The 24722-nt window shown below is 48.3% G+C and carries 18 protein-coding genes; 9 read left to right on the top strand and 9 right to left on the bottom strand.

Features of this window, described 5'->3' with window-relative positions; genetic code table 11:
• Positions 1-84: 84 nt before the first annotated feature.
• Complete coding sequence (locus ACU37H_RS01015; RefSeq protein ID WP_472702493.1) at positions 85-1041, bottom strand: manganese catalase family protein; 957 nt, start codon at positions 1039-1041, stop codon at positions 85-87.
• A 463-nt stretch (positions 1042-1504) separates the two neighbouring features.
• Here ACU37H_RS01015 and ACU37H_RS01010 point away from each other — a divergent pair, with 463 nt between their 5' ends.
• The 3 genes from ACU37H_RS01010 to ACU37H_RS01000 all read left to right on the top strand — a co-directional run bounded on the left by ACU37H_RS01010 (position 1505) and on the right by ACU37H_RS01000 (position 4258).
• Positions 1505-1627 carry a hypothetical protein gene (locus ACU37H_RS01010; protein ID WP_472702492.1) on the top strand — a complete coding sequence of 41 codons (123 nt, stop codon included), beginning with the start codon at positions 1505-1507 and terminating at the stop codon, positions 1625-1627.
• Between the two features lie 17 nt (positions 1628-1644).
• The gene (locus ACU37H_RS01005) at positions 1645-1869 is read left to right on the top strand and encodes a hypothetical protein (RefSeq protein ID WP_472702490.1); all 225 of its coding nucleotides are present in this window, start codon (positions 1645-1647) and stop codon (positions 1867-1869) included.
• A gap of 556 nt (positions 1870-2425) precedes the next feature.
• Complete coding sequence (locus ACU37H_RS01000) at positions 2426-4258, top strand: PAS domain-containing sensor histidine kinase (protein WP_472702489.1); 1833 nt, start codon at positions 2426-2428, stop codon at positions 4256-4258.
• Between the two features lie 44 nt (positions 4259-4302).
• Here the strand turns inward: ACU37H_RS01000 and ACU37H_RS00995 are convergent, their stop codons facing one another.
• Entirely contained in the window at positions 4303-4752 is a 450-nt protein-coding gene (locus ACU37H_RS00995; protein WP_472702488.1) for a hypothetical protein, read from the bottom strand.
• Positions 4753-5278: 526 nt separating this feature from the next.
• Here ACU37H_RS00995 and ACU37H_RS00990 point away from each other — a divergent pair.
• Both ACU37H_RS00990 and ACU37H_RS00985 read left to right on the top strand, forming a co-directional pair.
• Positions 5279-7750 carry a glycoside hydrolase family 2 TIM barrel-domain containing protein gene (locus ACU37H_RS00990; RefSeq protein WP_472702487.1) on the top strand — a complete coding sequence of 824 codons (2472 nt, stop codon included), beginning with the start codon at positions 5279-5281 and terminating at the stop codon, positions 7748-7750.
• A 166-nt stretch (positions 7751-7916) separates the two neighbouring features.
• Entirely contained in the window at positions 7917-8435 is a 519-nt protein-coding gene (locus tag ACU37H_RS00985; protein WP_472702486.1) for a cupin, read from the top strand.
• An 87-nt stretch (positions 8436-8522) separates the two neighbouring features.
• On the opposite strand, the gene ACU37H_RS00980 is transcribed toward ACU37H_RS00985, so the two are convergent.
• Positions 8523-9896 (bottom strand): EndoS/ChiA family endoglycosidase, encoded by a 1374-nt coding sequence (locus ACU37H_RS00980; RefSeq protein ID WP_472702485.1) that lies wholly within the window; start codon positions 9894-9896, stop codon positions 8523-8525.
• 636 nt (positions 9897-10532) lie between these two features.
• Here ACU37H_RS00980 and ACU37H_RS00975 point away from each other — a divergent pair.
• Both ACU37H_RS00975 and ACU37H_RS00970 read left to right on the top strand, forming a co-directional pair.
• A complete protein-coding gene (locus ACU37H_RS00975; RefSeq protein WP_472702484.1) occupies positions 10533-10934 on the top strand; it encodes a response regulator in 402 nt (133 codons plus the stop codon).
• A gap of 129 nt (positions 10935-11063) precedes the next feature.
• Positions 11064-12587 (top strand): sulfatase, encoded by a 1524-nt coding sequence (locus tag ACU37H_RS00970; protein ID WP_472702483.1) that lies wholly within the window; start codon positions 11064-11066, stop codon positions 12585-12587.
• A 555-nt stretch (positions 12588-13142) separates the two neighbouring features.
• Here the strand turns inward: ACU37H_RS00970 and ACU37H_RS00965 are convergent.
• From ACU37H_RS00965 to ACU37H_RS00945, 5 genes are read right to left on the bottom strand one after another with little or no spacing between them, the layout of a single operon-like run.
• Positions 13143-13715, bottom strand: a complete 573-nt coding sequence (locus tag ACU37H_RS00965; protein WP_472702482.1) for a chemotaxis protein CheB — start codon at positions 13713-13715, stop codon at positions 13143-13145.
• A gap of 9 nt (positions 13716-13724) precedes the next feature.
• On the bottom strand, positions 13725-14549 hold the full coding sequence (locus ACU37H_RS00960) for a CheR family methyltransferase (RefSeq protein ID WP_472702481.1): 825 nt from the start codon (positions 14547-14549) through the stop codon (positions 13725-13727).
• Positions 14550-14927, bottom strand: a complete 378-nt coding sequence (locus ACU37H_RS00955; RefSeq protein WP_472702480.1) for a response regulator — start codon at positions 14925-14927, stop codon at positions 14550-14552.
• Between the two features lie 11 nt (positions 14928-14938).
• Complete coding sequence (locus tag ACU37H_RS00950; RefSeq protein WP_472702479.1) at positions 14939-18538, bottom strand: response regulator; 3600 nt, start codon at positions 18536-18538, stop codon at positions 14939-14941.
• 6 nt (positions 18539-18544) lie between these two features.
• Positions 18545-20014, bottom strand: coding sequence for a hybrid sensor histidine kinase/response regulator (locus tag ACU37H_RS00945; protein WP_472702478.1), 1470 nt, complete (start codon positions 20012-20014; stop codon positions 18545-18547).
• Between the two features lie 278 nt (positions 20015-20292).
• Between ACU37H_RS00945 and ACU37H_RS00940 the strand changes: the two genes are divergently transcribed.
• Both ACU37H_RS00940 and ACU37H_RS00935 read left to right on the top strand, forming a co-directional pair.
• Positions 20293-23067, top strand: a complete 2775-nt coding sequence (locus ACU37H_RS00940) for a family 78 glycoside hydrolase catalytic domain (protein ID WP_494407577.1) — start codon at positions 20293-20295, stop codon at positions 23065-23067.
• Positions 23068-23087: 20 nt separating this feature from the next.
• The gene (locus ACU37H_RS00935) at positions 23088-23432 is read left to right on the top strand and encodes a hypothetical protein (RefSeq protein ID WP_472702476.1); all 345 of its coding nucleotides are present in this window, start codon (positions 23088-23090) and stop codon (positions 23430-23432) included.
• A 450-nt stretch (positions 23433-23882) separates the two neighbouring features.
• Here the strand turns inward: ACU37H_RS00935 and ACU37H_RS00930 are convergent, their stop codons facing one another.
• A complete protein-coding gene (locus tag ACU37H_RS00930) occupies positions 23883-24707 on the bottom strand; it encodes an alpha/beta hydrolase (protein ID WP_472702475.1) in 825 nt (274 codons plus the stop codon).
• Positions 24708-24722: the final 15 nt, after the last annotated feature.

The raw sequence follows: 24722 nt of genomic DNA, 5'->3' as shown, positions 1-24722 counted from the left end.
GCACGTGATACATCCTTGAAAAATGTTTGAGAAAGAACCGCCGGCGTACATAGATTAAATTGATCCAACCGATTTTGACTGTGATTAAAAAGAAGACATATCGCCCTGATCTGTTGAATAGGTACTCCACTGATTAAAGTCTGTCGGAGTTGCCTGATTGATCTCTTCGCTTCGCTTTTTGCCGAGCGCCTGTTCAAGGTCTGCTACTTCCTCCGGCGTACGATCCGTGCCTTCAATACCTTCTGAAGTAAGCCCTTCCGTGCTTTGCACTTTTTGTATAGGATTGGCTTCAAACTGCCATTCCTCGCTCAGCTGCGTGCTCGGACCTTCGTTCCAGGGGCCGCTTGCTTTTTCGCCCGCGGATAGGCTATAATACCGGTTGCTGTAGCGTGGATCGCCTTGCAATACGCCAGGTGGGAAATTCGGCTGTATGGTGCCAAGCGCTGCTTCAAACATCTGGAAATGCGCCACCTCGCGGGTCATTAAGAAGCTAAGGGTTTCCTTCACATAAGGATCATCGGTGAATTGCATAAGGTATTCGTATACGATCTTGGCTCTCGATTCAGCAGCCATGTTGGACCTCAGGTCTACGGTAAGATCGCCATTGGCAGTCACGTAGGCTGCCGTCCATGGATTGCCGTTACTGTCTGAAAGAATCGGTCCGCCACCGGAAAGCACGCCAAACTGAGGGTTGATCATCGCTTCATGGATATAGCTTTCTTTGGAAGTTGTATTCATGGTTTGCATAATCTCTGATTCGTCGGCTGCCTGCTTCAGCTCTCCGCTTACGCCGGCCAGTAGCATCTGGATAGTAGCGCCTACGATCTCGAGGTGACTAAACTCCTCCGTCGCAATATCCATCAACATATCGTACTTGTCGGGATGCGCCTGCCTGCAGGGAAATGCCTGAACGAAATATTGCATAGCCGCTTTCAGCTCTCCGTTGGGTCCTCCGAATTGCTCCAGTAGTATGCGGGCAAACTTGGGATCCGGTTTGGAAACACGGGCGTTAAATTGTAGGTCTTTTACATGATGAAACATAATCTTTTATTTTTTTGTCCTGATAATCGTTCTTGTGTCTGAAGCGTCGTCTGCTCTTTAGAGCCAACCGGAGATAAGGTCCGGGGTAAACAGATCATTCCAAAGCTGGTGCCATTTACCTTTCCGGTCTTTCTAATGCTTAGTATACAAGGGATTGTCTGAACCTCCCGTGAGAACTGCTTTTCCTTTGGAGCGATTATGTGTAATTAGTTGTACAGCTCCATACGGAACTGGGGAATTTCCACACGACCTTTCGATAATCATGGATCCAATACCCGTGCGAATCTTATTCATTGCTGAATGTACCTACGCTTTCGTGAATCTATCAGAATACATCGCTCAAGTTGTCTGACCGCTGATGAAGCATTGAAAACAAGGAGTTATGCAGGTTTTAAAGGGTCGATTGGCGTGGCGAACAGTAAGGAAAGATCACTTTTTAACCGGTTGCTTTAAGCGCATTATTATGATCTATCAGGAAGGGACAGGCAAAGGTGGCACCCTGTTTGGACCTGCGTTCTTGTCCTGGCGTAGGATTGAAACAGGACCGGTTCAGCATTATATCACCATCGAAATATTCTTTTTTTAACTTAAAACACTATTCTTATGTCTAATCATTCCGAAGGAAAAGTAGCAGAAGCTATTGAAAATAAAACTGCGAAAATACCGTCAGACGTTTATTTGTGGGCCTCTTTGGCTTCCATGGCCGCCTCATTGTCGTTGAAGATCATGAAACAGGACCACCGCGCACTATTTGTGGGCCAGTGGGCTGCACCGTTTTTATTGCTGGGTATCTATAATAAAATAGTGAAAACCCAGGGTTCGGATTAAGAACGATATTAAGCCTGTCTTAAAGGAATGACTTCAACGAAGTGCTTTTAAGGCAGGCTTATTAATATTACTTAACTGACAACTGCATAACTGTTCAATAAAACTCAGATCATGTTTGTTATTATTCTTGCTACTATTATTGTACTGATCATACTGATTCTCTTCTTTGTCAACCGGGCACCAAAAAATGTTGATAACAATAAAGAGGAAATGAAGTAAAGACTATTGTTAATTTAAGGCAACTGAACGCTCCGGTATTGCGACCGGCTACAACGCGCTCGTTTGCCTGATCCAAGGCTGCTGCTTTACCATTCAGTTTGATAGAAGCTGTTTGGACTTCTCCCCGGAAGACAGAAAAACCGTTCTTGTAACCGGCTTCATCTTTCTTTGCCGGCTGCTTTTGATAAGCTGCGGTGCTGCTTACCAATGATGCATTCACTGCCACTGGTGCTCCTAAAAAGCCTTTCGCCCCCGTGCGATTTTTTGTTCAAAATAACGTTACTTTTATCGGCGGCATCATATATTAAGAACCGGTAAACCCAACAGCCCTATACCCATGACAGAAGTGAAAAGTCATCTGCAAGCACTGATTTCTGCCACAACGGATCTCGTTTTCAACATGAGCGCCGATTGGTCGGTGATGACGGTGTTAGAGGGAGGGGACCTATTGCCAGGAACAAATCAACCCGGTTCGGGATGGCTGGATCAATACATACCGGCAGCTGATCAGGCAGCTTTCAAAAAGACGGTTGCAGAAGCTATCAATGAAAAAAAGACGTTTCAGTTAGAACACCCGTTTAATAAGGCAGACGGTACTACAGGTTGTTTATTGACAAGCGCCGTTCCCATTAGTAATACAGATGGCATTGTTACGGAATGGTTCGGCGCTGCCACAGAAACTACAGAACGCCGGAGAACAGAGGAAGCCCTCCATACCGCGAAAGTGCAATCAGAACAGCAGAAAAGAATTTATGAAACGATTGCTTCGAGCACGCCGGACCTGATGTATGTATTCGACCTGGACTACCGGTTCATTTATGCTAACCAGGCACTGCTCGATATGTGGGGTAAAAGCTGGGATGATGCTATTGGAAAGAAATTACTCGAAAACGGATACGAGCCCTGGCATGCTGAAATGCACGAACGTGAAATTGACCAGGTGAAAGAAACAAAGCAATCCATCCGCGGAGAAGTGTCCTTTCCGCATGCGGTGTTCGGTCGCAGGATTTACGACTATATTTTTGTACCTGTTCTTGACGGCGATGGAGAAGTGGAAGCAGTAGCCGGTACGACGCGCGATATCACGGATATCCGGAACGCAGAAGCGGCGCTGGCAGAAAGTGAGCATCGCTTCAGGGCTCTGGCAGAGGGCGTGGATGTATTGATCGCCGTCACCGACGAATTCGCTGACGGTATCTATTTTAACCAGCGCTGGACAACAATCACCGGGAAGCCATTGGCAGCACTGGCTAACAAAGGATGGCTGGAACTTATTTATCCGGAAGACAGAAACAGGGTGAGGCACTCATTATTCAGTGCCATCCAGCGGCAGGAGCACTGGCGTTGTGAATTCCGCATTCGCAAAGCTGATCTCCGCGAGCATTGGGTCATGGCGAGCGGTGTGCCACGGTTCAACTCCAACCAGACTTTCGCCGGTTATATGTTTTCAGGGGTAGATATTACCGAGATCAAAGAGAATGAGCAACGCAAGAATGATTTTATCAGCATGGTGAGTCATGAGCTGAAAACACCTTTAACTTCTGCAACCGGCTACATACAGATCCTGCAGACAAAAGCAGAAAAAGACGAAGATAATTTTACCGGTAACATATTACTGCGAACAGATCGACAGTTGAACAAGATGACCAACCTGATCAAAAGCTTCCTGGATGTATCGAGGCTGGAATCGGGCAAATTGCCGATGAACTTTCAGCATTTTGATATGGCGCTGTTGCTGACGGAGATGCAGGAAGAGGCAAGGGCGACCATCGTGAATCACAAGCTGCACTTTGAGCTGGTGGCGTCCTGCCTGATCGAGGCAGACAGAGAAAAAATATTCCAGGTGATCCAAAACCTGATCAGTAACGCAGCAAAGTATTCGCCACACGGCACTTTCATTACTGTTGCCTGTAAGAAATACGAGGATTATGTAAGGGTTAGTGTCACCGACGAAGGGCCGGGCATACCAGAGAAAGACGCGGCACAGATCTTTGAACGCTTTTTCCGAGCCGATAACAAAGACACGACCAGGGTATCGGGCTTTGGTATCGGCCTTTACTTGTGCAGCGAAATTATCAAAGGTCACCATGGCACCATCGGCGTAGAAAGTGTGGATCCGAAAGGAAGCCGGTTTTATTTCACTTTGCCGTTGAAGGCCGAAGGGGTGTAACCTGCCAACGTTCTGCAGCCGTTAACAGCAGTTCGCAGCGCTTCTTATTTATCACCTCTTTTATATTTCTTAACCACTTCACTATCGCCTGCGCTGTTTACGTTGACGTGGGTGTAGTGTTTGTCATCTTTAAGCACGATACGGTAATTTACGCCGTGAGTATTGGCCACTTCAGTAACACCAAAGATCTCTTTAGAGCGATATTCTTTTTTGAGGTTGTACAATACATTTGCGGGCAACTTACTTTCATTATAATAGCGGATCGTCTGGATCAGGTTGCCTTTGGCGTCCAGGGTAGCGCGTGTTTTGATACCGTCTACTGTAAAAAAGGCTTCACTATAGGCACCGGAGTTGGTCCAGCTAACATTATCAGCATCCTTAAAGATCTGGTTGAAGGTCTGCTTCACTTTTTCGCTTACGGGGTCTACCGGCATATTGGAAGCGCCGGCGCTTAAAGTCAATAACAATGCGGCGGAGAGAATAAAGTTTTTCATTTCAGAAGATTTTAATTTGTATGTTTTATTGTTTGCCCGGATGAACCGCGTTCAGACGGGGTTGTTTATTCTGATATTGCAAACATATACCGGTTCTTTACGCACGTCAATAAGCAATGGGTTCATTCAACGGACAATGTCGGTGAATAGCAGGATTTCAATGGTGAACGTCATGCCGGTGCAACTCCTTCTAATGAACCTGATCACAATATCATCAATGCGATTACTGACGTTTCTACTTTATAATCGCGAAGGATTGAAAAATGTTACAGTCAATTCAGATTAATTATTTGTTAAGCAGGTCCTAATGGATTCCGGATATCAACATATGATGCGCTCATTAATCAAATGAGATATCATATCAGGATCATGAAGTAGATAGATCGCCGCCCGTTGCCATTGGCAGAATCGACAAGACAGGGGCCTCTCTCAATCAGTATAGATATATTAATTCATCTTTCTTGATAACATTCAACCAAGGATGCCTATTTTCGGTGTCAATTTTTTGTTCTCCAAACTATAAAATATGATTGCCCGCCTTTTAACTTTCTTCTTTTTATGCTGCCTGAATGCGATAACATATGCTCAACCGGGCTTCGGAACTTCTCAAAAACTCAATGACGGATGGACCTTCGTTCTGAATGCTGATGATACTTCCGGGGTCAGGCCCGGGTCCGATGCCCAATGGCAATCGGTTTCATTGCCTCATGACTGGAGCGTTGCGCAACCGTTGTCTCCGGATAACGCGAGTTGTATGGGCTATCTTCCGGGTGGGATCGGGTGGTACAAAAAGAAGCTGTCCATTCCCCGGCAGCGTGATAAGGTCTATCTCTATTTTGAAGGAGTGTATAACCGTAGTGAAGTATTTATAAACGGGGCATCCGTAGGTAAGCGGCCCAATGGCTATGTATCTTTTATTTACGACATCACACCCTATGTGAAGTTCGGACAGGACAATGAGATCCTCGTAAAAGTGGATCATCACCGGAGCGCAGACTCCCGTTGGTACACCGGGTCCGGCATCTACAGGGATGTATGGCTGGTGCTGGCCAACCCCGTTCACCTTGATGCCTGGGGTGTTTATGCCTATCCCGAAGTGCAGGCTCATCAAGGCATTCTCCATGTGGAGACCACTGTAAAGAACGATTCAAAACATGCGCAGCGCGTAACCGTTCAAAGCGAACTGCTCGGCAATCGTGGAAACCGCATCGCTGTTGAAAAGAAAACGATCACCGTGAAAGCCAATAGTGCGCAGACTTTGAAGACTGATCTCTCCGTTCAGGATCCGAAGCTCTGGAGCTTGTCCGATCCCTCGTTATACACAGTAAAGACAACAGTGTTAAAAGATCATAAGATCGTGGATTCGGGCAGGATCCAATCAGCCTTCCGGACATTTACATTTGATGCAGACAGAGGCTTTGCTCTCAACGGCCAGTGGATGAAAGTGAAAGGTGTGTGCCTGCACCATGATGCGGGCGTGTTGGGAGCGGCTATGTATAAAGATGTCTGGCGCAGGAGGCTGATCAACCTGAAAGAGATCGGTTGCAATGCGATCCGCACCAGTCACAATCCTCAGGCTACTGCTTTGTATGAGCTCTGCGATGAGCTGGGAATATTAGTATTGAACGAAGCCTTCGATGAGTGGGAGTTTCCCAAGCGCAAATGGATCGAAGGCTGGAATGTAGGCAAGCCTGGTTATCAGGGTACGTATGACTTTTTTAAAGAGTGGGGCGAACAGGACCTGGCAGACATGGTACGCCGGGATCGTAACCATCCTTCGATTTTTGCCTGGAGCATCGGGAACGAGGTAGACTATCCCAATGACCCTTACTCGCACCCGATCTTAAACGGATCTTCAGAAAGCGGCTTCACTCAAAAGATCTTTGGCGGATATAAAAAGGATGCACCGGATGCGATGCGCCTGGGCACCATTGCTAAGAAGCTGGTCGGCGTGGTGAAGCGATATGACCGTTCGCGACCCGTGACCGCAGGGCTTGCAGGCGTTGCTATGTCTAACGAAACGGAATATCCTTTTGCATTGGACATCGCCGGTTATAACTACACGGAAAGCAGGTATGTCAGCGATCATAAAAAATATCCGAAGCGGGTCATCTATGGCAGCGAAAACCGGCATGATCTGAAAGCCTGGAAAGCCGTGACCGATCATGAGCATATTTTCGGTCAGTTTCTTTGGACAGGGATCGACTACCTCGGCGAGTCGGGCAAATGGCCTTCTCGCGGGTTCTATTCCGGTTTGCTCGATTTTGCCGGCTTCATTAAGCCGAGAGGCTACTTCCGCCAATCTTTGTGGAGCGGGCAGCCCATGGCTTATATCGGCACGTATCCCGCGCCGCAGGCGGGAAAAGCAAGCACCAGCCCGAGCGGCGATGTATTGACGGCTAACGAGGCAAAGGCCCCGGAAAAGCTTTCTATGGACGCCTGGTCATCCTGGAACTATGAAGAAGGGCAGCTGATCCGCGTGGTGTGCTATACGAATCAACCCAAAGCGCGGTTGCTGTTAAATGATAAAGTGGTAGGTCAGGAAAAGCCGTATGATCCCGCTACTGGCATCATTTATTGGGATATTCCTTTCGAGGCCGGAACGCTGAAAGTGCAGGGAATAGGAGCAGCTGACAAGACCACTGCAGACTACACGGTCCGGACGCATGGTAAGGCTGCGGCCCTGAAAGTGACCGCGCTGAAAGAAAAAGGGGAGGAGGGTTCTGTGCAGCAGATCCTGCTGGAAGTTGTGGACAAAAACGGCCGGCCGGTGTTGAACGGCGAAAATGAGATTACCTGCAGCGTAGGAGGCAATGGCCGGCTATTGGGCCTGGAAAGCGCGAATAACGCGGATATGGGCGACTATACCGACGGCCGACAGCGTGCTTTTAGAGGACGCTTAACGGCTTATATTACAACAAGGCAACCCGGCAAGGCGACTGTGACCTTTTCAAGCCCGGGCTTGGGTGAGCAAAGTATAACGGTTTCAAAAAATTGACCATCGCGTAACGGTTTTCAACATGCGGAATAAAGGTATTGTTCCGGTGCAGGGCATCCGCGCCAACGCGAAAAAATTTTTATCTGCTCAAATTGAGCATACGGAATAAATATCGTAACTTAAATGGGACGTTCCCATCAGCCCATATCTAATTGTTATTATCAACATGTCAAAAATTATGATACAGCCCAAGACCTATTTCCTGAAGGATACGGGAATTTTTCCTAATAGCGTGCTTCCGGTATTGGTTTATAAAAAAGCGATGGATCTTCCTTCACTGTTTGCAGCGCGGCATGTTGAAAAACTATTCCGGCAAAATGGCTGGACCAATAACTGGCGCGACAGCATTCACACTTTTCATCATTATCATAGTATCACACATGAGGTGTTGGGTATCGTGAAAGGGCACACCACACTTTTGTTGGGCGGAGACAATGGTCAGCAAGTGCCGGTGGTGGCGGGTGATGTGCTTGTCATTCCGGCCGGAGTGGCCCATAAAAACCTGGGCAAAGAAGATATGATCAAATGTGTAGGCGGATATCCCGACGGCCGCAACTTTGATATGAACTATGGTCATCCCGAAGAGCGGCCCAAAGCGGATCAACAGATCAGCTCAGTACCGCTGCCTGGAAAAGATCCCCTCTATGGAAGCGAAGGACCGCTATTGAAGATATGGGGCGTTTAACATCATTCAACTCATTTTTTTGGGTAAAGGATACCAAAAGTAAAGCCTTGCACAGGCAAGGCTTTAACGGAGATATTTGACACTGGTCTAAATACATATTTTTTCTGTAGCACCATTCAAAACAAACTCTGCCAGTTTGCCATCACTGGCGGCAGCGGGAGCTGTTGGTGTCGTCCAGATAATTTTGACTGCCGGTGTGGATGTCAAAGGAGTGAATGAAATGGTTTTATACCCGTGATCAATCGTAAGGCTTGTATTCGTCGGTTTCCCATACTCCGTATTAAACTGATGCAGCAGCACGCCATCCACATACACTTTCACCTCGTTCGATTCCGGGTTTTGCGGAATCAATGAGTAAAACCGGTAAGTAAGCGTATTGCTTTGTCCAGGTATAGCATTCCTAAGTAAAAACGAGAATATTTCGCTACCATTATCTTTATAACCTGCCACGCGAAAGCCTTCTGATTTGTGATAACCGGCGTAGCTTAAAGCATCCTTATTGGTCCAGGCACCCGGGGAATAGTCTACCCAACTCGGAATCTCGTAGCAATAGGGGTTCAGGTATCTGATCATGTCCCGGTAATATTTATAGCCTGCATCGTATTGCATACCATACACGCCGAAGCCTCCGACCTTGGCGGCAAATGCAGTGTCTTTATAGTATATTTCGAGACGTTTTGGCCCGTTGTAAGTAGACGTGCTGTTGTAGCTTGCCTGAAAATCGGCGGCTATATGAAAGATGTCTTTACCCGGGAAGCCACGTTTTAAAAACTGATCGACCTTCGCATGGCTTGACGACATCGATCCGAAATAATCCTGAATAAAGATCATATCAATCACGTCCAACGCGGCATCTGATAGGCCCAGATTCGATTGATTGGTCTCGATCGTCAGGTAAAAATCATCACTTCTGTATTTTGCAAACTCGAATAAGAATTTTTCCATCGTGGGAATGTCATACATGATGCCGTTTTCAAAGCTGAGACAGATACCGTTTAGCGACCAGCTTTTCACCGCGTCATACATTCCTTTTACTCTCTTTGCCAGGGCTTCAGGATCGTTGTAGGTAGAAGCCGGAGGCGCAGCGGAACTCCACTTCAACCAGAAGGTTGACACGAATTTAGTTCCCTTTGCCTGCATTCTTTTAATTTTCTCGACAGCAATGGCTTTCTGTTCCGCAGTTCCGGACAAGGCTCCGAAGAAATTAACGATATCCATACTGTCCGGAATCGTAGCGATGTCCCCGCTGTTAATACCAAGATACCAGCCGGTGGCCTTTTTATGGTCACTCTGCTTGTATGCGACCAGGTCTGCATCGCTGACAGTTCCGGTTGTAGCAGAGGTGGCCGCACTGCGGGCAGCAGTTGGTTTGGAATGGACTTCTGCGTCTAGCAGGTCTTTTTCCTGGCAGCCGACAATCGTACCGGCTGCAAGCAAAAGCAGCAAAACGTTTGATTTCATAAATTGGGTTTTTAAAAAGTTAAAGAAAAAACATATACAACATATATGCCATCTGTATTGCTATCCCGGCTGGGTTTATTTTGATGAGGCCGCATTTTTGATCGAAAGATCAGCATGTCAACAGCATCGTTTGACAAGACAAAAAACGACTATGAATATGTGCTATATGCCTCAACGACAATAGAAATCCAGGGCCAAGAAGCGATGATTCTATGATAGGTTAAAATGACAATCCTATCACATTGATGGACGTCAAAGTATTTTTTTGATGATATCAATTTTTGATAGAATGTTCAAAAAACGAGTAAAGGGCAAACGCCAAGTTTGTGGTAAAAGAAAAGCAATGCTTTGAAGCATCCTTCCTGGTAAGCAAAAGGAAATATAATGAACCCACTCATGGCATGAGTTCATTCTTTAGCCGCGCCTGAACCGCAGACCTGTATTGCCTGTGAGTAAACAATACAAAGAACATAAGCTTTTTCTGCTTGTATGCCTTTGTCACGAAAAGAGCAGGCTGAGATAAAGAAGATTCACAGCCTTTTACTCCATTTCCAATCTTTTTAAATATATTTATCATTACGAAAAGCCGAAAGAACTATTATTCTCTAACAGCCGTCAATATAAAACAGACTCCAGATGATCAATTCAAAGAAAGTATTAATTGTCGACGACGATGCTATAGCGCAGATCATCGCCAGGAGAATGTGCGAATTAAGTCCGTTCAACCTGGACGTCAGTGTTACTGAAAATGGATATGCCGCTATCCAGCAGCTAAGAAGTGCGCTGACAGACCCGGCTGAGCTATTGCCTGATGTAATCCTGTTGGATATTAAGATGCCGGTGATGGATGGATGGTCGTTTATGAGCGAATTCCGGCAGCTTCCCGCGGACCAGGTGAAAGGTATCGATATTTATATGGTTACCTCTTCCTGTGATGACCGGGACAAGAGACGCGCTAAAGATTGTGCCCTGATAAAAGACTACTTTGATAAGCCGCTAACACCCCATGCTATGAATACGATCTTTGCCACGATGTAATCGCTGGTGAATCATCTTCAAATGATAGCATTTCCTTATTCATGAAGACCCTGTGACATTGAGCAATCGTTTGCGCCGGAATTTTAGGTAAAAGATGAGTATTTTTATATTACTAAAAAGTAATACCTGATGATTCGATGTACGCTAACGCTTTTGCTGATCCTGAGCTTTACTATTACCCATTCGCAAAGCAAACCGTCTTCCCGACCGAATATCATATTGTTCCTGGTGGATGATATGGGTTGGATGGATACCTCTCAGCCCTTTGGAGATTCGCTGATGCCGGTCAACCGGAAATTTTACACGCCCCGGATGAAGCGCATGGCAAAGGAAGGTTTACTTTTCAGCCAGGCCTATGTGAACTCCGTGTGCACACCAACAAGAACCTCCCTGATCAGCGGCATGAGCTCGGCGCGTACCCATATCACTAACTGGACATCGATCACACCTAACCAGCCGAGCGACTTCAAGGACGAAGCACTGGCGCCCCCGGGTTGGAATATTAACGGATTGAGCGTCCGGCAGGAAGCCAATAGTTATTATTGCGAAAAGCCCTTGCCCCAGTTGCTGAAGGATGCCGGTTATTTTACCATTCATGTGGGAAAAGGACACTGGGGTAGCCTTGGCACGACAGGCAGTGATCCTTATAACCTCGGGTTCGTAGTCAATATTGCAGGCGCCTCATTGGGCCATCCGCAAAGTTATTACGGGGAGCAGCATTACGGTAACCTGCCGGGCAAAATGACTTACAATGCGGTCCCTGGTTTGCAAGCCTTCTATGGAAAAGATACGTTTCTTACAGAAGCGCTCACACAAAAAGCGATTGCGGCCCTGCAGTTTCCCATTCAAACCCATCAGCCTTTCTTTCTCTACCTGGGCCATTATGCGGTGCACACACCCATTCAGCCCGATAAAAGATTTGTGGATCGATACCTGGCCAGGGGCCTTGATTCTACTGAAGCAGCTTACGCTTCACTGATCGAAGGCATGGATAAAAGCCTCGGCGATATCATGGATTTTTTGAAGCAGCAAAAGATCGATAAGAACACGATGATCGTGTTTATGTCAGATAATGGCGGACTTACGCACAGCAGCAGGGGAGGTGCGCGCAACACGCATAATCTTCCCTTGCGCGCAGGTAAAGGTTCTCCCTATGAAGGGGGCGTCCGGATACCAATGATCGTGAAATGGCCGGGAAAGATCAGGCCGGGAGCAAGGACTCAAAACTATGTAGCAGCTGAAGACTTTTTCCCAACCATACTTGATGTAGCAGGCGTAGCGCAGAAAACCGCTGTTGATGGAAATAGTTATCTGCCGGTGCTTTTAAACCCGTCGACTAAACAGAAGGATCGCATCCTGCTCTTTCATTATCCAAACCGCTGGACGACTCAGGACGACGAGGGATATGCATGGTCGAGCGGCATGAGATATGGAAAATGGAAAATGATCTACCTGATGAAACAGCGCAAGCTGGAATTATATGACCTTGAAAACGATTTAAGCGAACGCAACGATCTGTCCGGAAGTCAACCTCGAAAGGTGGCAGAGCTGGCCCGTCTTTGGACGGATGAGCTGAAGCGCCGCGGCGCGCAAATGCCGGTGTGGAAAGCCACTGGCAAAGCTGTTGCCTGGCCTGACGAGTTGATTCGTTGATGTAGTGAGCGAGATGCCTCCCTGTCCCCAAAAGAACGGGAACACTACGCTCCGATCCGTTGCCAAAAGAGGGTGTTAAATGGTCGAAAGCAGTCCGACAACATCGTCCTTTCGACTAGACCAAGCGACCGTCATGGTGAGCGAAACGCAGTGCCCGCCCGGATGCATCCATTCGGACGGGGAGCCGAACCATCTCTTAACATAACGAGATTCCTCCCTGGACAATTTGTAGCGTGGCAGTTCCCCCTTTCTCCCGGAGAGGGGGTTAGGGGGTGAGGTTGAGCTTCCTCCACTCGCTCCACTGTGTTACGCTCGGTCGGAATGACGAGACTCCGAGTGGTGGCTGACCCTAAACGTCGTTTCGACCGAATTTGCCTAAGCAAAATGAGCGCCCGCCCGTGCCGGAACGGACGGGGAGAAATCTCGTGCCTGATAACAAGCTTCCTCCGCTCGCTCCACTATGCTACGCTCGGTCGGAACGACGAAGAGGAACAAGCCTCTTCAACAGTCAGGGTGAGGAGAACGTCAGGTAATGTGTTCAGTCGCAAAACACACCTAATTGAGCTGATTAATAAACCGGGCCATATCCTTCGGCCGCAGGATCTCGTTGACATTGGTGTTCAACAAGCCCTGCCGCGGCATATAGTCAAACTCGGCGGTAGTAGGGTCTTGCACGAGAATGGTTCCTCCTTTTGCGGCAATGAAGCGCAGGCCTTCCATCCCGTCATTGTTCGCGCCCGACAGCAACAAGGCCGTAGTATGCTCCCGGAATACCTGTGCAGCCGATTGAAAACTGATGTCGATAGAGGGCCGCGAATAATTTACTTTCTCAGACACATCCAAAGACACTTGTTCCTTATTGTCAAATAAAAGGTGGTAATCAGCCGGTGCCACATAAATAGATCCCTTTTCCATGAGCAATTTATCGTAGGCTTCGCTTACCGGCAGGGCGCTGTAAAAACCCAATAAAGCATCCATCGCACTTTCCCGGTACGCTTTGCGGTGCAGGATGATCACCACAGGAAAGGAAAGCGCGTCATTCAGGCGTGGAAGAATTTCCAGGAGGACCGTAATGCTTCCCGCAGAACCGCCGATCAATAAGATCTCTGTTTGATTTTGGTTGATCATATCCCCTAATTAACTGACCTTCCTCCAGATCTTCTCATCGTGACATTGCCGGTAACGGTGTTCGATCGAAGAGAACCGGAGCGTCTCTTTAGCGCCCAACGCCAGGTATCCGAAGGACTGAAGGCTATCGTCAAATAAATTAAACACTTTATTCTGAAGATTTTTATCAAAGTAGATCAATACGTTTCTGCACAGTATCAGCTGGAATTCATTAAAAGAAGAGTCAGACGCCAGGTTGTGTGTCGAGAAGATCATCTTTTCGCTCAGGTCAGAATTGAATTTTACCATATCATAACGTGACACATAATAAGACGACAGGTCTTTCTTCCCTCCGGAAAGGGTATAATTTTCCGTGTATTGCTCCAGGGTTCTCCGCGAGAAGATGCCCTTCGATGCCTTTTCAAGTACGCCCGGGTTGATATCGGTGGCATAAATGAGCGACTTATGATATAAGTTGGCTTCCTTCAGCAAGATGGCCAGCGAATAAGCTTCTTCACCTGTGGAGCAACCGGCGACCCAGATCCTGATAAACGGGTAGGTTCCCAAAGTCGGCAGGATATGATCCCGCAAGGTTTTATAGAAGTGAGGATCCCGGAACATTTCGGTGACGTTCACGGTGATCTCTTCAATAAACCTCGGAAGGTATTCTGGCTCATTATTCAGCTTGTACCGCAGCTCCGCAAAGCTGGTCAGCTTATCAATCATACAAATGCGGTTGAGCCGCCGCCTGAGAGATGCCTTGCTATACTGTGTAAAATCATAATTATAAAGGCTAAAGACGTCTCTCAGAAGTATTTCCATTTCCTCATCCTTGACAATATCCGGGTCGATCATTTATAACCATTTTTTGATCATATCCAATAATCGGTCCACATCGATGGGTTTGGATATATAGCCACTGGCACCGGCTTCCATACATTTTTCTCTGTCGCCGCTCATGGCATTGGCCGTCACCGCGATCACAGGCACATCGCTGTAGCCTGCAGATGACCGGATGATCCGGATGGCCTCATACCCGTCCATTTCAGCCATCATCATGTCCATTAATACCAACCCGATCGAAGGATCGTCCTGCAAGAACTTCAGGCCTTCTGCTGCACTCTGACAGGAGCGGAACCGGTAACCCCGCGCTTTAAGCGTTAGTTGCAGCGCAAAGATGTTGCGGCTGTCATCATCTATAATTAAAATGGATTTTCCCTTTTGCGTCGTCATTCCGTTCGTCTTTAATTTTCATACAACCATACCCGCAGCAGTGATAAAAGCTGGTCTTTATCCACTGGTTTGGAAATATAATCTGATGCACCGGCACGGATACATTTCTCCCGGTCGCCCGTCATGGCCTTTGCTGTTACCGCTATGATCGGCAGTTTGGCATGAGCCGGCATCTTCCGGATGCGTTCGATCGTTTCATAGCCATCCATCTCCGGCATCATCATATCCATGAGAATGATCGAGGTATCCGGATGATCTTTCAGTTGCTGCAGCGCTTCCTTACCGTCGATAGCCGATATCACCTTCATCTGGTAATTTTCCAGGGTCTTGGTGAGCGAGAAAATATTGCGCACATCATCATCGGCAATCAAGACTGTCCGGTCTTTCAACACTTCGTTGAGCGACCCCAACCGGTTGACATTTCTTTTCTCGGGCTCTATATTGCTTTCTTCCACGAGGTGCAGGAACAGCCCCACTTCGTCCAGGATGCGCTGGAAGGAATGGGCGGTCTTGATCACGATCGAATCAGCATATTGCTTGATCTTCATTTCCTCGGCATGAGAAAGATTCTTTCCGGTGAATATGATGATCGGCACATCTTCCAGCCCGTTCTTGCTCTTGATCGCTTCCAGCGTTTCGTAGCCGGTTTTATCAGGAACACCCATATCCAGGATGACGCAGTTGACCTTGTCTGACATCAGCGCCCGGATACTGTCATCCACGTTATTCTTAATTTCTGATACGATATTAAAGTTGCTCAGGAAGTAGGAGAGTGCCGTCGCGTGTTTCGGATTCTCTTCTACGATCAGTACTTTTTTCGGGTTACGGCTCAGCGCATCTTCGATCCTGGTAAAGATCTGTCCCATCTGGTCCAGTGCAATGGGCTTGTTGATAAAGTCGATCGCCCCTTTGAGCAGGCTTTCCTTTTTCACTTTCATCGATGACATGATATGCACCGGAATGTGACGGGTTTTGGGATTCTTCTTGATCTCGTCCATTACCTGCCACCCATTCTTCACGGGCAACTGGATATCGAGTAAGATCGCCAGCGGCTGATAGGTCTCTGCGGCCTGGCCAGCGAGATCGCCTCTCACCACGATCACTCCTTTATAGTTTTGGCGATGCGTATAGGTGAGCAACGCTTTGGCAAAATTGGTATCGTCTTCCACGATCAGGATCACTTTGTCGCCGGGACGGATATTATAGCGGTCGTCGTTGACATCTTCAGGGATCTCAAGCGCGGTTAGAATATTTTCTTCAGCAGATTGAGAGGATACCTCAGGTTCCTTAATGTATTCCTCAACGGGCTCGGATGCCGGACGGCTTGCTCTCTGTGCCGGGCGTGACTGTTGGTCTTTGGGGAGTATCAGTGTAAACGTACTACCTTTCCCAAGATCGCTCTGCACGCTGATCTCTCCGCCCAGGAGTCTCGCGAGTTCCCTGCTGATGGAAAGACCCAACCCGGTGCCGCCGAATTTGCGGCGGGTGGAGCCATCCGCTTGCTGAAACGCTTCGAAAATGATCTTTTGATTCTCATCAGAGATGCCGATTCCTGTATCGGTCACAGCAAACCGGATGACATCGGGTTCCTCCGTATCAGGAAGGATATCAAGTGTCACCGCACCCTCGCCGGTAAATTTGATCGCATTGGATAACAGGTTGCGCAGGATCTGCTCGAGACGCAGCTTATCAGTCACCAGGTTACTGCCGGCAATGGGATCAATATGAATATTAAAATCCAGGCCTTTGTCTTCCGCAATCGGCGCAAACATATTCATGAGGTCACTTCTCAGTTCTGATAGCTCCAGTGGTTTGTATTCCAGCTCCATCTTGCCCGCTTCGATCTTGGACAGATCCAGTATTTCGTCGATCAGACTCAGCAGGCTTGAGCCGGAGCTCTGAATGACTTTGGCCGATTCGATCTGGTCCTCATTCAGGTTTTCATCCGCGTTTTCCACCATCAACCTCGACAACAACAAGATCGAGTTCAGCGGTGTGCGCAGCTCGTGCGACATATTGGCCAGAAACTCTGATTTATATTTTGTGCTCAACGCAAGCTCTTCTGCTTTTTTCTGTATCTCTGAATTGCGGTGCGCAATCAGCAGGTTTTTTTCCTCCAACAGTTTAGACCGCTCTTCCAGCTCCTGGTTGGATTGCAACAGCTCTTCCTGCTGCACACGCAGCTCTTCTTCGGAAGCCTGTAGTTTCTGTGTCTGCGCTTCCAGCTCGGTATTCAGGTTTTCCAGTTCTGAGTGTTGCGTTTGCAACTCTTCGGCCTGCGCTTGTGTTTCTTCGAGCAGGGTCTGTACCTGCTTTCTTCCTTTCGCCGCGATCACTTCGAGTGTGATGATGCGTGCAGCCTCCTGGTAGAAGTCCAGCTCCAGCGATTCGAAGGGTGTTGACGATCCTAATTCAATAACACCCAGGCATTGCCCTTTCACCAGCAGCGGTAACCATACGAGGTTACTTACTTTGATCTGGCCGGCTGAGAAGCTGGTAACAAAGTCCGCTTCCGGTATATTTTTCAGTACTTTGATTTCCCTTGTTTTGAACACCTGGCCCACGATCCCTTCACCAGAAGCATATTGTTGCTTCATATGTCCTTCGAGGGCATAAGCGCTTTGTAATTCAAGCACGCCCTTGTCGAGAAGATAAAACGCGCCGTTCATACAATCTCCATATTTCACCAGGTGATCCAGCGTATCGCGCGCAATCAGCTCTTCGGTTTTATTACCCGCCATGATCTCGTTGAGCATGGCCAGACCAGACTGTTTCCACTCGTTATTATTAATGCGCTCGAATGATAACTGCAGCGAGGCCGCCATGTCATTCAAAGAAGCAGACAGGCTGCCGAGGTCGTCCTGTTCCTTGTCTTTGACCCTGACCGAGTAATCGCCTTTGGCTATTTTCTGAGCCAGGTGCTGAATGATATTGAGTCGCCGCGTCACATCTTCGTCCTTTTCCTTCAGTGCCTGCTGCATGCGCTCGCGCTTCCTGAATTCATCCCTGATCTGCATATAAAAATAGATCGTGATAAACAGGGATACAGCAGCAGCAAACAAAATAAACATCGACGTGATGTTGGAGTTGTTATGCATTTTGACACTGCTTTTTTCCAACGTCACCGTTTCATCTGCAATAAAATTGTTGATGAGTGACCGGCAGCTATCCATATTGGCTTTGCCCTGTTCTAACTGATCTACGCGGATCACGTCGCCGTTTTTCTTCAGGCTGATGCGAAGATTCAAAGCAACCAGCTGCTTCTTAACGAGGTGCTCAATGCTGTCGAGCCGGCGTGATTGCAGGGCATCGTCTTTTGTAAGCGCCTTGACAGCAGCGATGGAGCGGGGGAGCGACTGTACGCTGAGATAATAAGGTTCGAGGAAACTTTCTTTCCCTGTGAGCAGGAATCCTCGTTGACCGGTTTCCCCGTTCTGAAGGTCGATCAGTATCTGGTTAATCGATTTGATGGTCTGCTGCGTATGAATCACCCGCGTACGGTTGTTCATCTGGTTTTTGATACTGATATAAGAGGCGGACGAGCTTAACAGTAAGATCAACAGCGAAATGCCGAAGCCGACCTGTAGTTTCCGAATTAATTTTTTTGACATGATCCTTTAGCTGATGGGTAAGGTAAAATAAAAGGTGGTGCCTTTGCCGAGGGTGCTATCCACCCCATAAGTGCCATGGTGTTGCTTGATAATGTCGGCGCAGATGTAGAGGCCGATGCCCAGGCCCTGGAACTGAACGGAAGATTCTTCGACGCGGTAGAACTTGGAGAACACGCGTTCTTTTTTATGTTCAGGAATACCGATGCCAAAGTCCTGAACGCCAATGTAGACCTCCTGGTCCCTGGTTTCTGTATGCAGTACGATCTTATTCGAGCCCGGCGAATATTTCACCGCGTTGGTAAAGAAGTTGATCAGCACCTGCTCGATCCGGATCGCGTCGCCTACCACCGGTGTCGTGATCTCGCTCCCTTTTCGCTCTATTTCCAGTTCCGGATGATTCGTGGTATAACCGATCGTTTCAACAACGCTTTGGATGAGCTGCTCCATGTCAAACGGCTGTTTATTCATCTTCAGTTTGCCGTTATCGATCTTCGAAATGTCGAGCAGATCTGCGATGAGGCTGTCCAGCTTGCCTACCTGGTCATGTGCACGGCTGATATAAGCCGACATCAGGTTTTGCGGCTGCTTGCTCTCCATGCGCTGCAGCAATTGGATGTAGGCCTTGATGCTCGTCAGGGGTGTCTTCAGCTCATGACTGGCGATACTCAGGAACTCATCTTTTTTCCGCTCTTCCTGTTTTTGTTCATCAATGTCAGTGAAAGTGCCCACCCAGCTTTTAATGCCTGTTTTGTTTTTAACAGGGATCATGCGCAGAAGATGGTACCTGAACAAACCGGATTTTACTTCTTTGATACGCACTTCCAGCTCCAGGGGCTGGCTTTTGTTCATGCAGTCTTTCCACACGGTTTCCATCGATGTATCATCAGGATGCGTTTCAGGAAAGGTTTCGGGACAGGGAGAATACTGGAACCATCTTTTATTGACAAAGTTGACCCGCCCGAACGCATCCGCTCTGAAGGCGATCTGCGGCAGGCTTTCAAGGGTGGTATGTAAATGTTCTACTTTATCGTGCAGCTCCTGCTGTGCCTTTTTGCGGGATTCCACTTCAAGCAACAGGTTCCGTTGCGTCTCGTTCAGGGCCAGGGTTTGTTCGTAGAGGCGATGAAACGTTTTGACTTTCAGCATCAGGATATCGGGGTCCACCGGTTTGGTGATGTAATCAATACCTCCTGAGGCGTATCCCTTTGTGATAAACTTTTTTTCTGTATTGACTGCGGACAGGAAAATGATGGGAACTTCTTTCGTTTTGCTATAACCAGATAAGGTTTCGGCCACTTCAAATCCGTCAATTCCGGGCATCTGCACGTCTAAAATAATCAGCGCGTAATCCTGTTTGAGCACTTTTTTCAGTGCTTCCTCTCCTGAAGAGGCCGTATCTACTTCAAAATTCTTTGACTCCAGTAACCTTTTTAATGAATATATATTTTCTATCTGATCGTCAACAATTAAAATCATGAATGTTTAATTTCAAAGTTTGAGGGCTACCAATAGTACCTGGTCTGCAAGGGCGAACCTTAGTTTAGTAAGTCCAACGTTCGAAAATAAAAAAAAACCGCGCAAATCCTGAAAATAATATGCATAAAGATGTCTGATTCATTGAAATATCTCGTCCGGCGCGCGCTTTCTGTAAAGCATTTGAACCTGATCAAGTAAATTAGAGTTCCCTTTACCCAAAAAAACGTTGGCTAATGCCCGGATCCTCTTTTTTACACACCCGAAAACGACTACTATTCATGGGGCTGACGCTCCTGCTTCACACTGTATGCGCAGTGGGAACGGAGCATTCATCCGGTCCTTTGCGGCCGTATAACCTCACCTGCGAATACCTCCAAGATCCGAAGGGGATTGACCTGCAGCAGCCTCGTCTCGGCTGGTTATTAAAGGCGAGCGGCCCGATGGCTTTCGGGTTCCGTCAGCAAGCCTGGCAGGTGGTGGTTGCGTCCTCTCCGCGCCATCTTTCTCCGGAAAAAACCGATGTCTGGAACTCCGGATGGATCGAAAGCCATCAAACGCAGCAGGTAGCTTACAAAGGGCGGGCGCTGATTTCTGACCGGACCTACTATTGGAAAGTGCGGGTGAAAGATGCGTCCGGCGCGGTTTCCGCCTGGAGCGAACCGGCGTTGTTCACTACCGGTGTCCTGCCGGGTCAGCTTTGGAAAGGAAAATGGATCGGCGACGGGCAGCGCTTTGTGAACAATAATAAGGACTGCAATATCTGGGATCCGTGGTTTCGCAGAACATTCAGCCTGGCCGAACGGCCGGGCCGCGCCTTTATCTATGTTGCTTCTATTGGTTATCATCAATTGTATGTCAATGGAAAGCAGGTGCACACCGATGTGTTGGCGCCCGCGACTTCCGATCACACGAAAAGAGCGCGTTATATTGCCTACGATATTGCGCCCTACCTGAGGCCGGGCCAAAACGTTATCGGCCTTTGGCTCGGCGCGTCGTGGTCGATTTTTGCACCTTACTTCCTCGATCGGGACAGACCTGCAACGCCCCTGGTGAATGCACAGGCTTTCTTTTATAAAGACGCGCATCCCGGTCCTAACGCCACCCCGTTCTCTTCACTGGTCACCGACCGCTCCTGGAGCACTTCTCCCAGTCCGAATAAACTATTAGGCGTATGGTCGTTTGGTAAGATGGGCGGGGAGTTATGGGATGATACCCGCGCCGACACCACTTGGAATCAATTGTCTGACAATCCAATCGCCTGGAAAGCCGCAGTGGAATATGAGCCGGATCTGTTGATTACCGCGCAAATGGTGGAGACCAATCAACGGAAAAAGATCATCCGACCCCGCTCGATTGAAAAAAGAAATGATGGCAGTTACCGCGTCGACTTCGGAACCAACTTCGCGGGCTGGACGGAGCTCCGGCTTCAGGCCCGTCCCGGCGATACGGTGCACATGTCCTTTTCTGAAAGAAAAGATATGGATCGAACGTTCGACATGAGAAACGCATTGATCGTGGGGAAGAATGGGAAAAGCACCTTCCGGAACCGTTTTAATTACAGCTCTGGCCGGTGGCTCACCATTCGCGGAGTGACCGCAGAGCCGCGTCTGACGGACATCACAGGCTGGATGATCACAACGGCTTACGACGACGTGACGCAGTTTGAATGTTCCGATACTTTGGTAAACTGGATATACGACCGTGTGCGATGGACCTTTGAGAACCTTTCCCTGGGCGGATACGTAGTGGATTGCCCTCAGCGGGAACGCATGGGCTATGGCGGCGATGCGCATGCGACCAGCGAGACAGGAATGTATCATTACGGATTAGGCGCTTTTTACACCAAGTGGATGCAGGATTGGCGGGACGTGCAGGGCACTGAACCGATGGTAGGCGATATGAATGATACCAGCTATGCCCGGAAAAAAATCACCAGTGGAAGGATCTTTAACAATGGCGTATTGCCTCATACAGCACCGACATATTGGGGCGGGGGCGGACCCGGGTGGGGTGGCATCGTCGTTACATTGCCCTGGTTCATGTACGAATTTTATGGCGACAAGAAAGTGTTGTCTGATAATTACGACTTAATGCACAACTGGCTGCTATTCCTGGAAACGCATGTGAAAGATCATATACTACAACGGTTCGGCGGAGAATGGGATTTCCTTGGAGACTGGCTCTGGCCGGGCGCTACGGCCGAGGGAATGAACAATGACCAACCCGAAACATTGTTCTTCAACAATTGCTACCGGGTATTCAACCTCCGTACTTTTTGCCAGGTGGCCAATGTATTGGGCAAAACGGAGGATGCGCGAAAATGGCAGCAGAAGGCAGATGCCGCCGCCGCTTCGATTCACCGGCAATTTTTTAACCGTGCGGATAATACCTATTCTGACGGCTCCATGGGCAACCTGGCGATCGCCTTATTGGCAGGCGTAGTGCCCGACGCGCTCAGGACGGCCGTGATGGCTTCCCTGGAAAAGGAGATCATGGACAAAAGAAAAGGACATATTCATGCCGGTATCACCGGCGGCGCCATGCTGTTCCGATTGCTGAGACAGGAGCACAGGAATGACCTGATCTATAGCATGATCTCTAAAACAGATTATCCGGGCTGGGGTTATATGAAAGCTAATGACGCGACGACCATCTGGGAAATGTGGGAGAAAGATCTGCCGGGGCATTCGCTGCTTCACAGTTCCTTCCTGTTTCCCGGCGCCTGGATGGTCGAAGGGCTTGCTGGTATCCAACCCGGCGCTCCCGGTTTTAGCCGGTTCATAATTCAGCCGCCAGCGCCGGGACAAACGAAGGTACAGTGGGCGAAAGCCAGCTTCAGAGCGCCGTCGGGCCTGATCCAGACAGCCTGGAAGAGAGACAGTCATCAACGCTTAAGCATGGACATCGTCGTCCCGCCCAACACCACGGCGTTGCTGAAATTGTCGGCCGGTGAACAATTGTCTGTTCCCGCGAACACGCCGCATGTGCGTTCGCTACCGGATGAAGGGGGGTATAAAGTGTATGAGTTGCAATCGGGGACCTACTCGTTTTAGTACGGGAAGATCGCTTGATTATGAAGAAGACAAAAGATCTCTCACCTGCGGAAGTAAGATGGCTTTGTGTTATCGTTGTTGCGACCGAGCGCAATAAAATGAAGCAGAGTGGAGCGATCTTAGCGGTGAAGGATTCTTCGGCTTTTATCGCTGCGAAATATTTGCCGAAGGCCACTTTGGCGAACTTAATGGATAAGAACGGGCAAGGGGTGCATAACATTTTATGCTGGGCGTTGTTTCAACTTTTTTCATGCTGCGAAAGGCATGGAGGCGGATCATGTGTGCCCATAAAAGCGATATTTCATGCCGGTCTTTATGGCTTCAGCGGCCCCGCACTCATTCCTGGAGCTGGTGGTGCTTTCTGATCCGATGATTGGATTGGTGCTTGCGTACAGAAACGGTCAGACGGAGACCGTCAGACCGGGTTAGGTGGGATTTCTTCCCGTCCGTCCTGGCACGGGCGGGCGCTTCGGTTCAATTTGAATGAGGATATTATTTTTAAATGTTCTGCTGAATAACATTCAAAGGTTAAACAACTTCCTACTCTGCGTGCTTTGCGAACAAATCTTTGCGCACTTCGCGGTAAAAAATAACATAAAAAGAAAAAATGTTATGCACGCCAGGCAAGATGCTTCGCTCGCTTTGCGTTGAAATGCGCAGCTATGAATCACACGCCATCCCCCCAATGATTCTTGCAGCACAAATTTTTAACCCGGAACGATGGAAGAGCGTAAACCAACCACCTTCCATCGAAGAACTTCGGTCCGGCGATTCTTATCCGTATCGACACGGTTCGCGTTAGGTCACCACAGTTCTTATTGTATATAGGCCAACTCTTTCAAAAATCTTTCCGCTTCTTTCAGCGTTTGCTCATAATAAGGCTTGCCTTTATTATAGTTGAAGAAGCCATGCCCCTGGCCTTCATACAGGATCAGCTCGCAGCGACTGCCCACGCTTTTCATCTTGTCCTGGTAGTCTTTTGCTGTTTTAACGGGGATCAGGTGGTCTTTGGTACCGAGGAATACAATGGTGGGTGCCGCACCTTTTTTAATATTATGATAGGGAGAAATTTCTCGATACCGTTCACCCAAACGGTCGTAGCCATAATTGTCCGGGCCGTTGTTAAATACGGGGTTAAACAATACCAGTGCATTCGGACGCGGACTGACATTGAGATCATCAGAGGATTCGTCAATAGACACCAGGTCGGTTGCGGCGGCTACATGACCTCCTGCAGAACCGCCACCCGCCGCTATTTTACCGGGATCGACACCCAATTCCTTCGCATGGCTTCTCACATACCGGATCGCTGAGCGACCATCTTTAACGCTTTCAAACGGCGTAGTGTTCTGCCGTTTCTTCACGCGATAGTCGGGGGTGATCGCAATCATCCCTTTCGAAGCCAGGTATATCGCCTGATTTTCAAACTGATCCATATTGCCGCTATTCCATCCGCCTCCAAAAAAGAGCACAATAGCAGGGTAGGCTTTTCCTTTTTGATAATCGGGCGGATAATACAATTTCATTTTTAAGACGGTTGTATCCACCTTTTTGTAAACGATCTCGACCGGTTGACTTTGAGCTGCCACAGGCAGGATATACAATGCGCTTATCCAAAGCAATAAAAGAAGCTTTTTCATCAGTTTATGTTTAGT

The sequence above is a fragment of the Niabella sp. ZPM-14 genome, from assembly GCF_055693045.2.
Note: the sequence above shows the minus strand (reverse complement) of the source record. Positions and strands in the feature narration are given on the sequence as shown.

Excerpts from the sequence above, each read along its gene's own strand:
- ACU37H_RS00980 (WP_472702485.1), bottom strand. The coding sequence starts at position 9,896 with ATGAAATCAAACGTTTTGCTGCTTTTGCTTGCAGCCGGTACGATTGTC.
- ACU37H_RS00955 (WP_472702480.1), bottom strand. The coding sequence starts at position 14,927 with ATGACGACGCAAAAGGGAAAATCCATTTTAATTATAGATGATGACAGC.
- ACU37H_RS00960 (WP_472702481.1), bottom strand. The coding sequence starts at position 14,549 with ATGATCGACCCGGATATTGTCAAGGATGAGGAAATGGAAATACTTCTG.
- ACU37H_RS01015 (WP_472702493.1), bottom strand. The coding sequence starts at position 1,041 with ATGTTTCATCATGTAAAAGACCTACAATTTAACGCCCGTGTTTCCAAA.
- ACU37H_RS01005 (WP_472702490.1), top strand. The coding sequence starts at position 1,645 with ATGTCTAATCATTCCGAAGGAAAAGTAGCAGAAGCTATTGAAAATAAA.
- ACU37H_RS01000 (WP_472702489.1), top strand. The coding sequence starts at position 2,426 with ATGACAGAAGTGAAAAGTCATCTGCAAGCACTGATTTCTGCCACAACG.
- ACU37H_RS00985 (WP_472702486.1), top strand. The coding sequence starts at position 7,917 with ATGTCAAAAATTATGATACAGCCCAAGACCTATTTCCTGAAGGATACG.
- ACU37H_RS00935 (WP_472702476.1), top strand. The coding sequence starts at position 23,088 with ATGAAGAAGACAAAAGATCTCTCACCTGCGGAAGTAAGATGGCTTTGT.
- ACU37H_RS00995 (WP_472702488.1), bottom strand. The coding sequence starts at position 4,752 with ATGAAAAACTTTATTCTCTCCGCCGCATTGTTATTGACTTTAAGCGCC.
- ACU37H_RS00970 (WP_472702483.1), top strand. The coding sequence starts at position 11,064 with ATGATTCGATGTACGCTAACGCTTTTGCTGATCCTGAGCTTTACTATT.
- ACU37H_RS00975 (WP_472702484.1), top strand. The coding sequence starts at position 10,533 with ATGATCAATTCAAAGAAAGTATTAATTGTCGACGACGATGCTATAGCG.
- ACU37H_RS00945 (WP_472702478.1), bottom strand. The coding sequence starts at position 20,014 with ATGATTTTAATTGTTGACGATCAGATAGAAAATATATATTCATTAAAA.
- ACU37H_RS00930 (WP_472702475.1), bottom strand. The coding sequence starts at position 24,707 with ATGAAAAAGCTTCTTTTATTGCTTTGGATAAGCGCATTGTATATCCTG.
- ACU37H_RS01010 (WP_472702492.1), top strand. The coding sequence starts at position 1,505 with ATGATCTATCAGGAAGGGACAGGCAAAGGTGGCACCCTGTTTGGACCT.
- ACU37H_RS00990 (WP_472702487.1), top strand. The coding sequence starts at position 5,279 with ATGATTGCCCGCCTTTTAACTTTCTTCTTTTTATGCTGCCTGAATGCG.
- ACU37H_RS00950 (WP_472702479.1), bottom strand. The coding sequence starts at position 18,538 with ATGTCAAAAAAATTAATTCGGAAACTACAGGTCGGCTTCGGCATTTCG.
- ACU37H_RS00965 (WP_472702482.1), bottom strand. The coding sequence starts at position 13,715 with ATGATCAACCAAAATCAAACAGAGATCTTATTGATCGGCGGTTCTGCG.
- ACU37H_RS00940 (WP_494407577.1), top strand. The coding sequence starts at position 20,293 with ATGGGGCTGACGCTCCTGCTTCACACTGTATGCGCAGTGGGAACGGAG.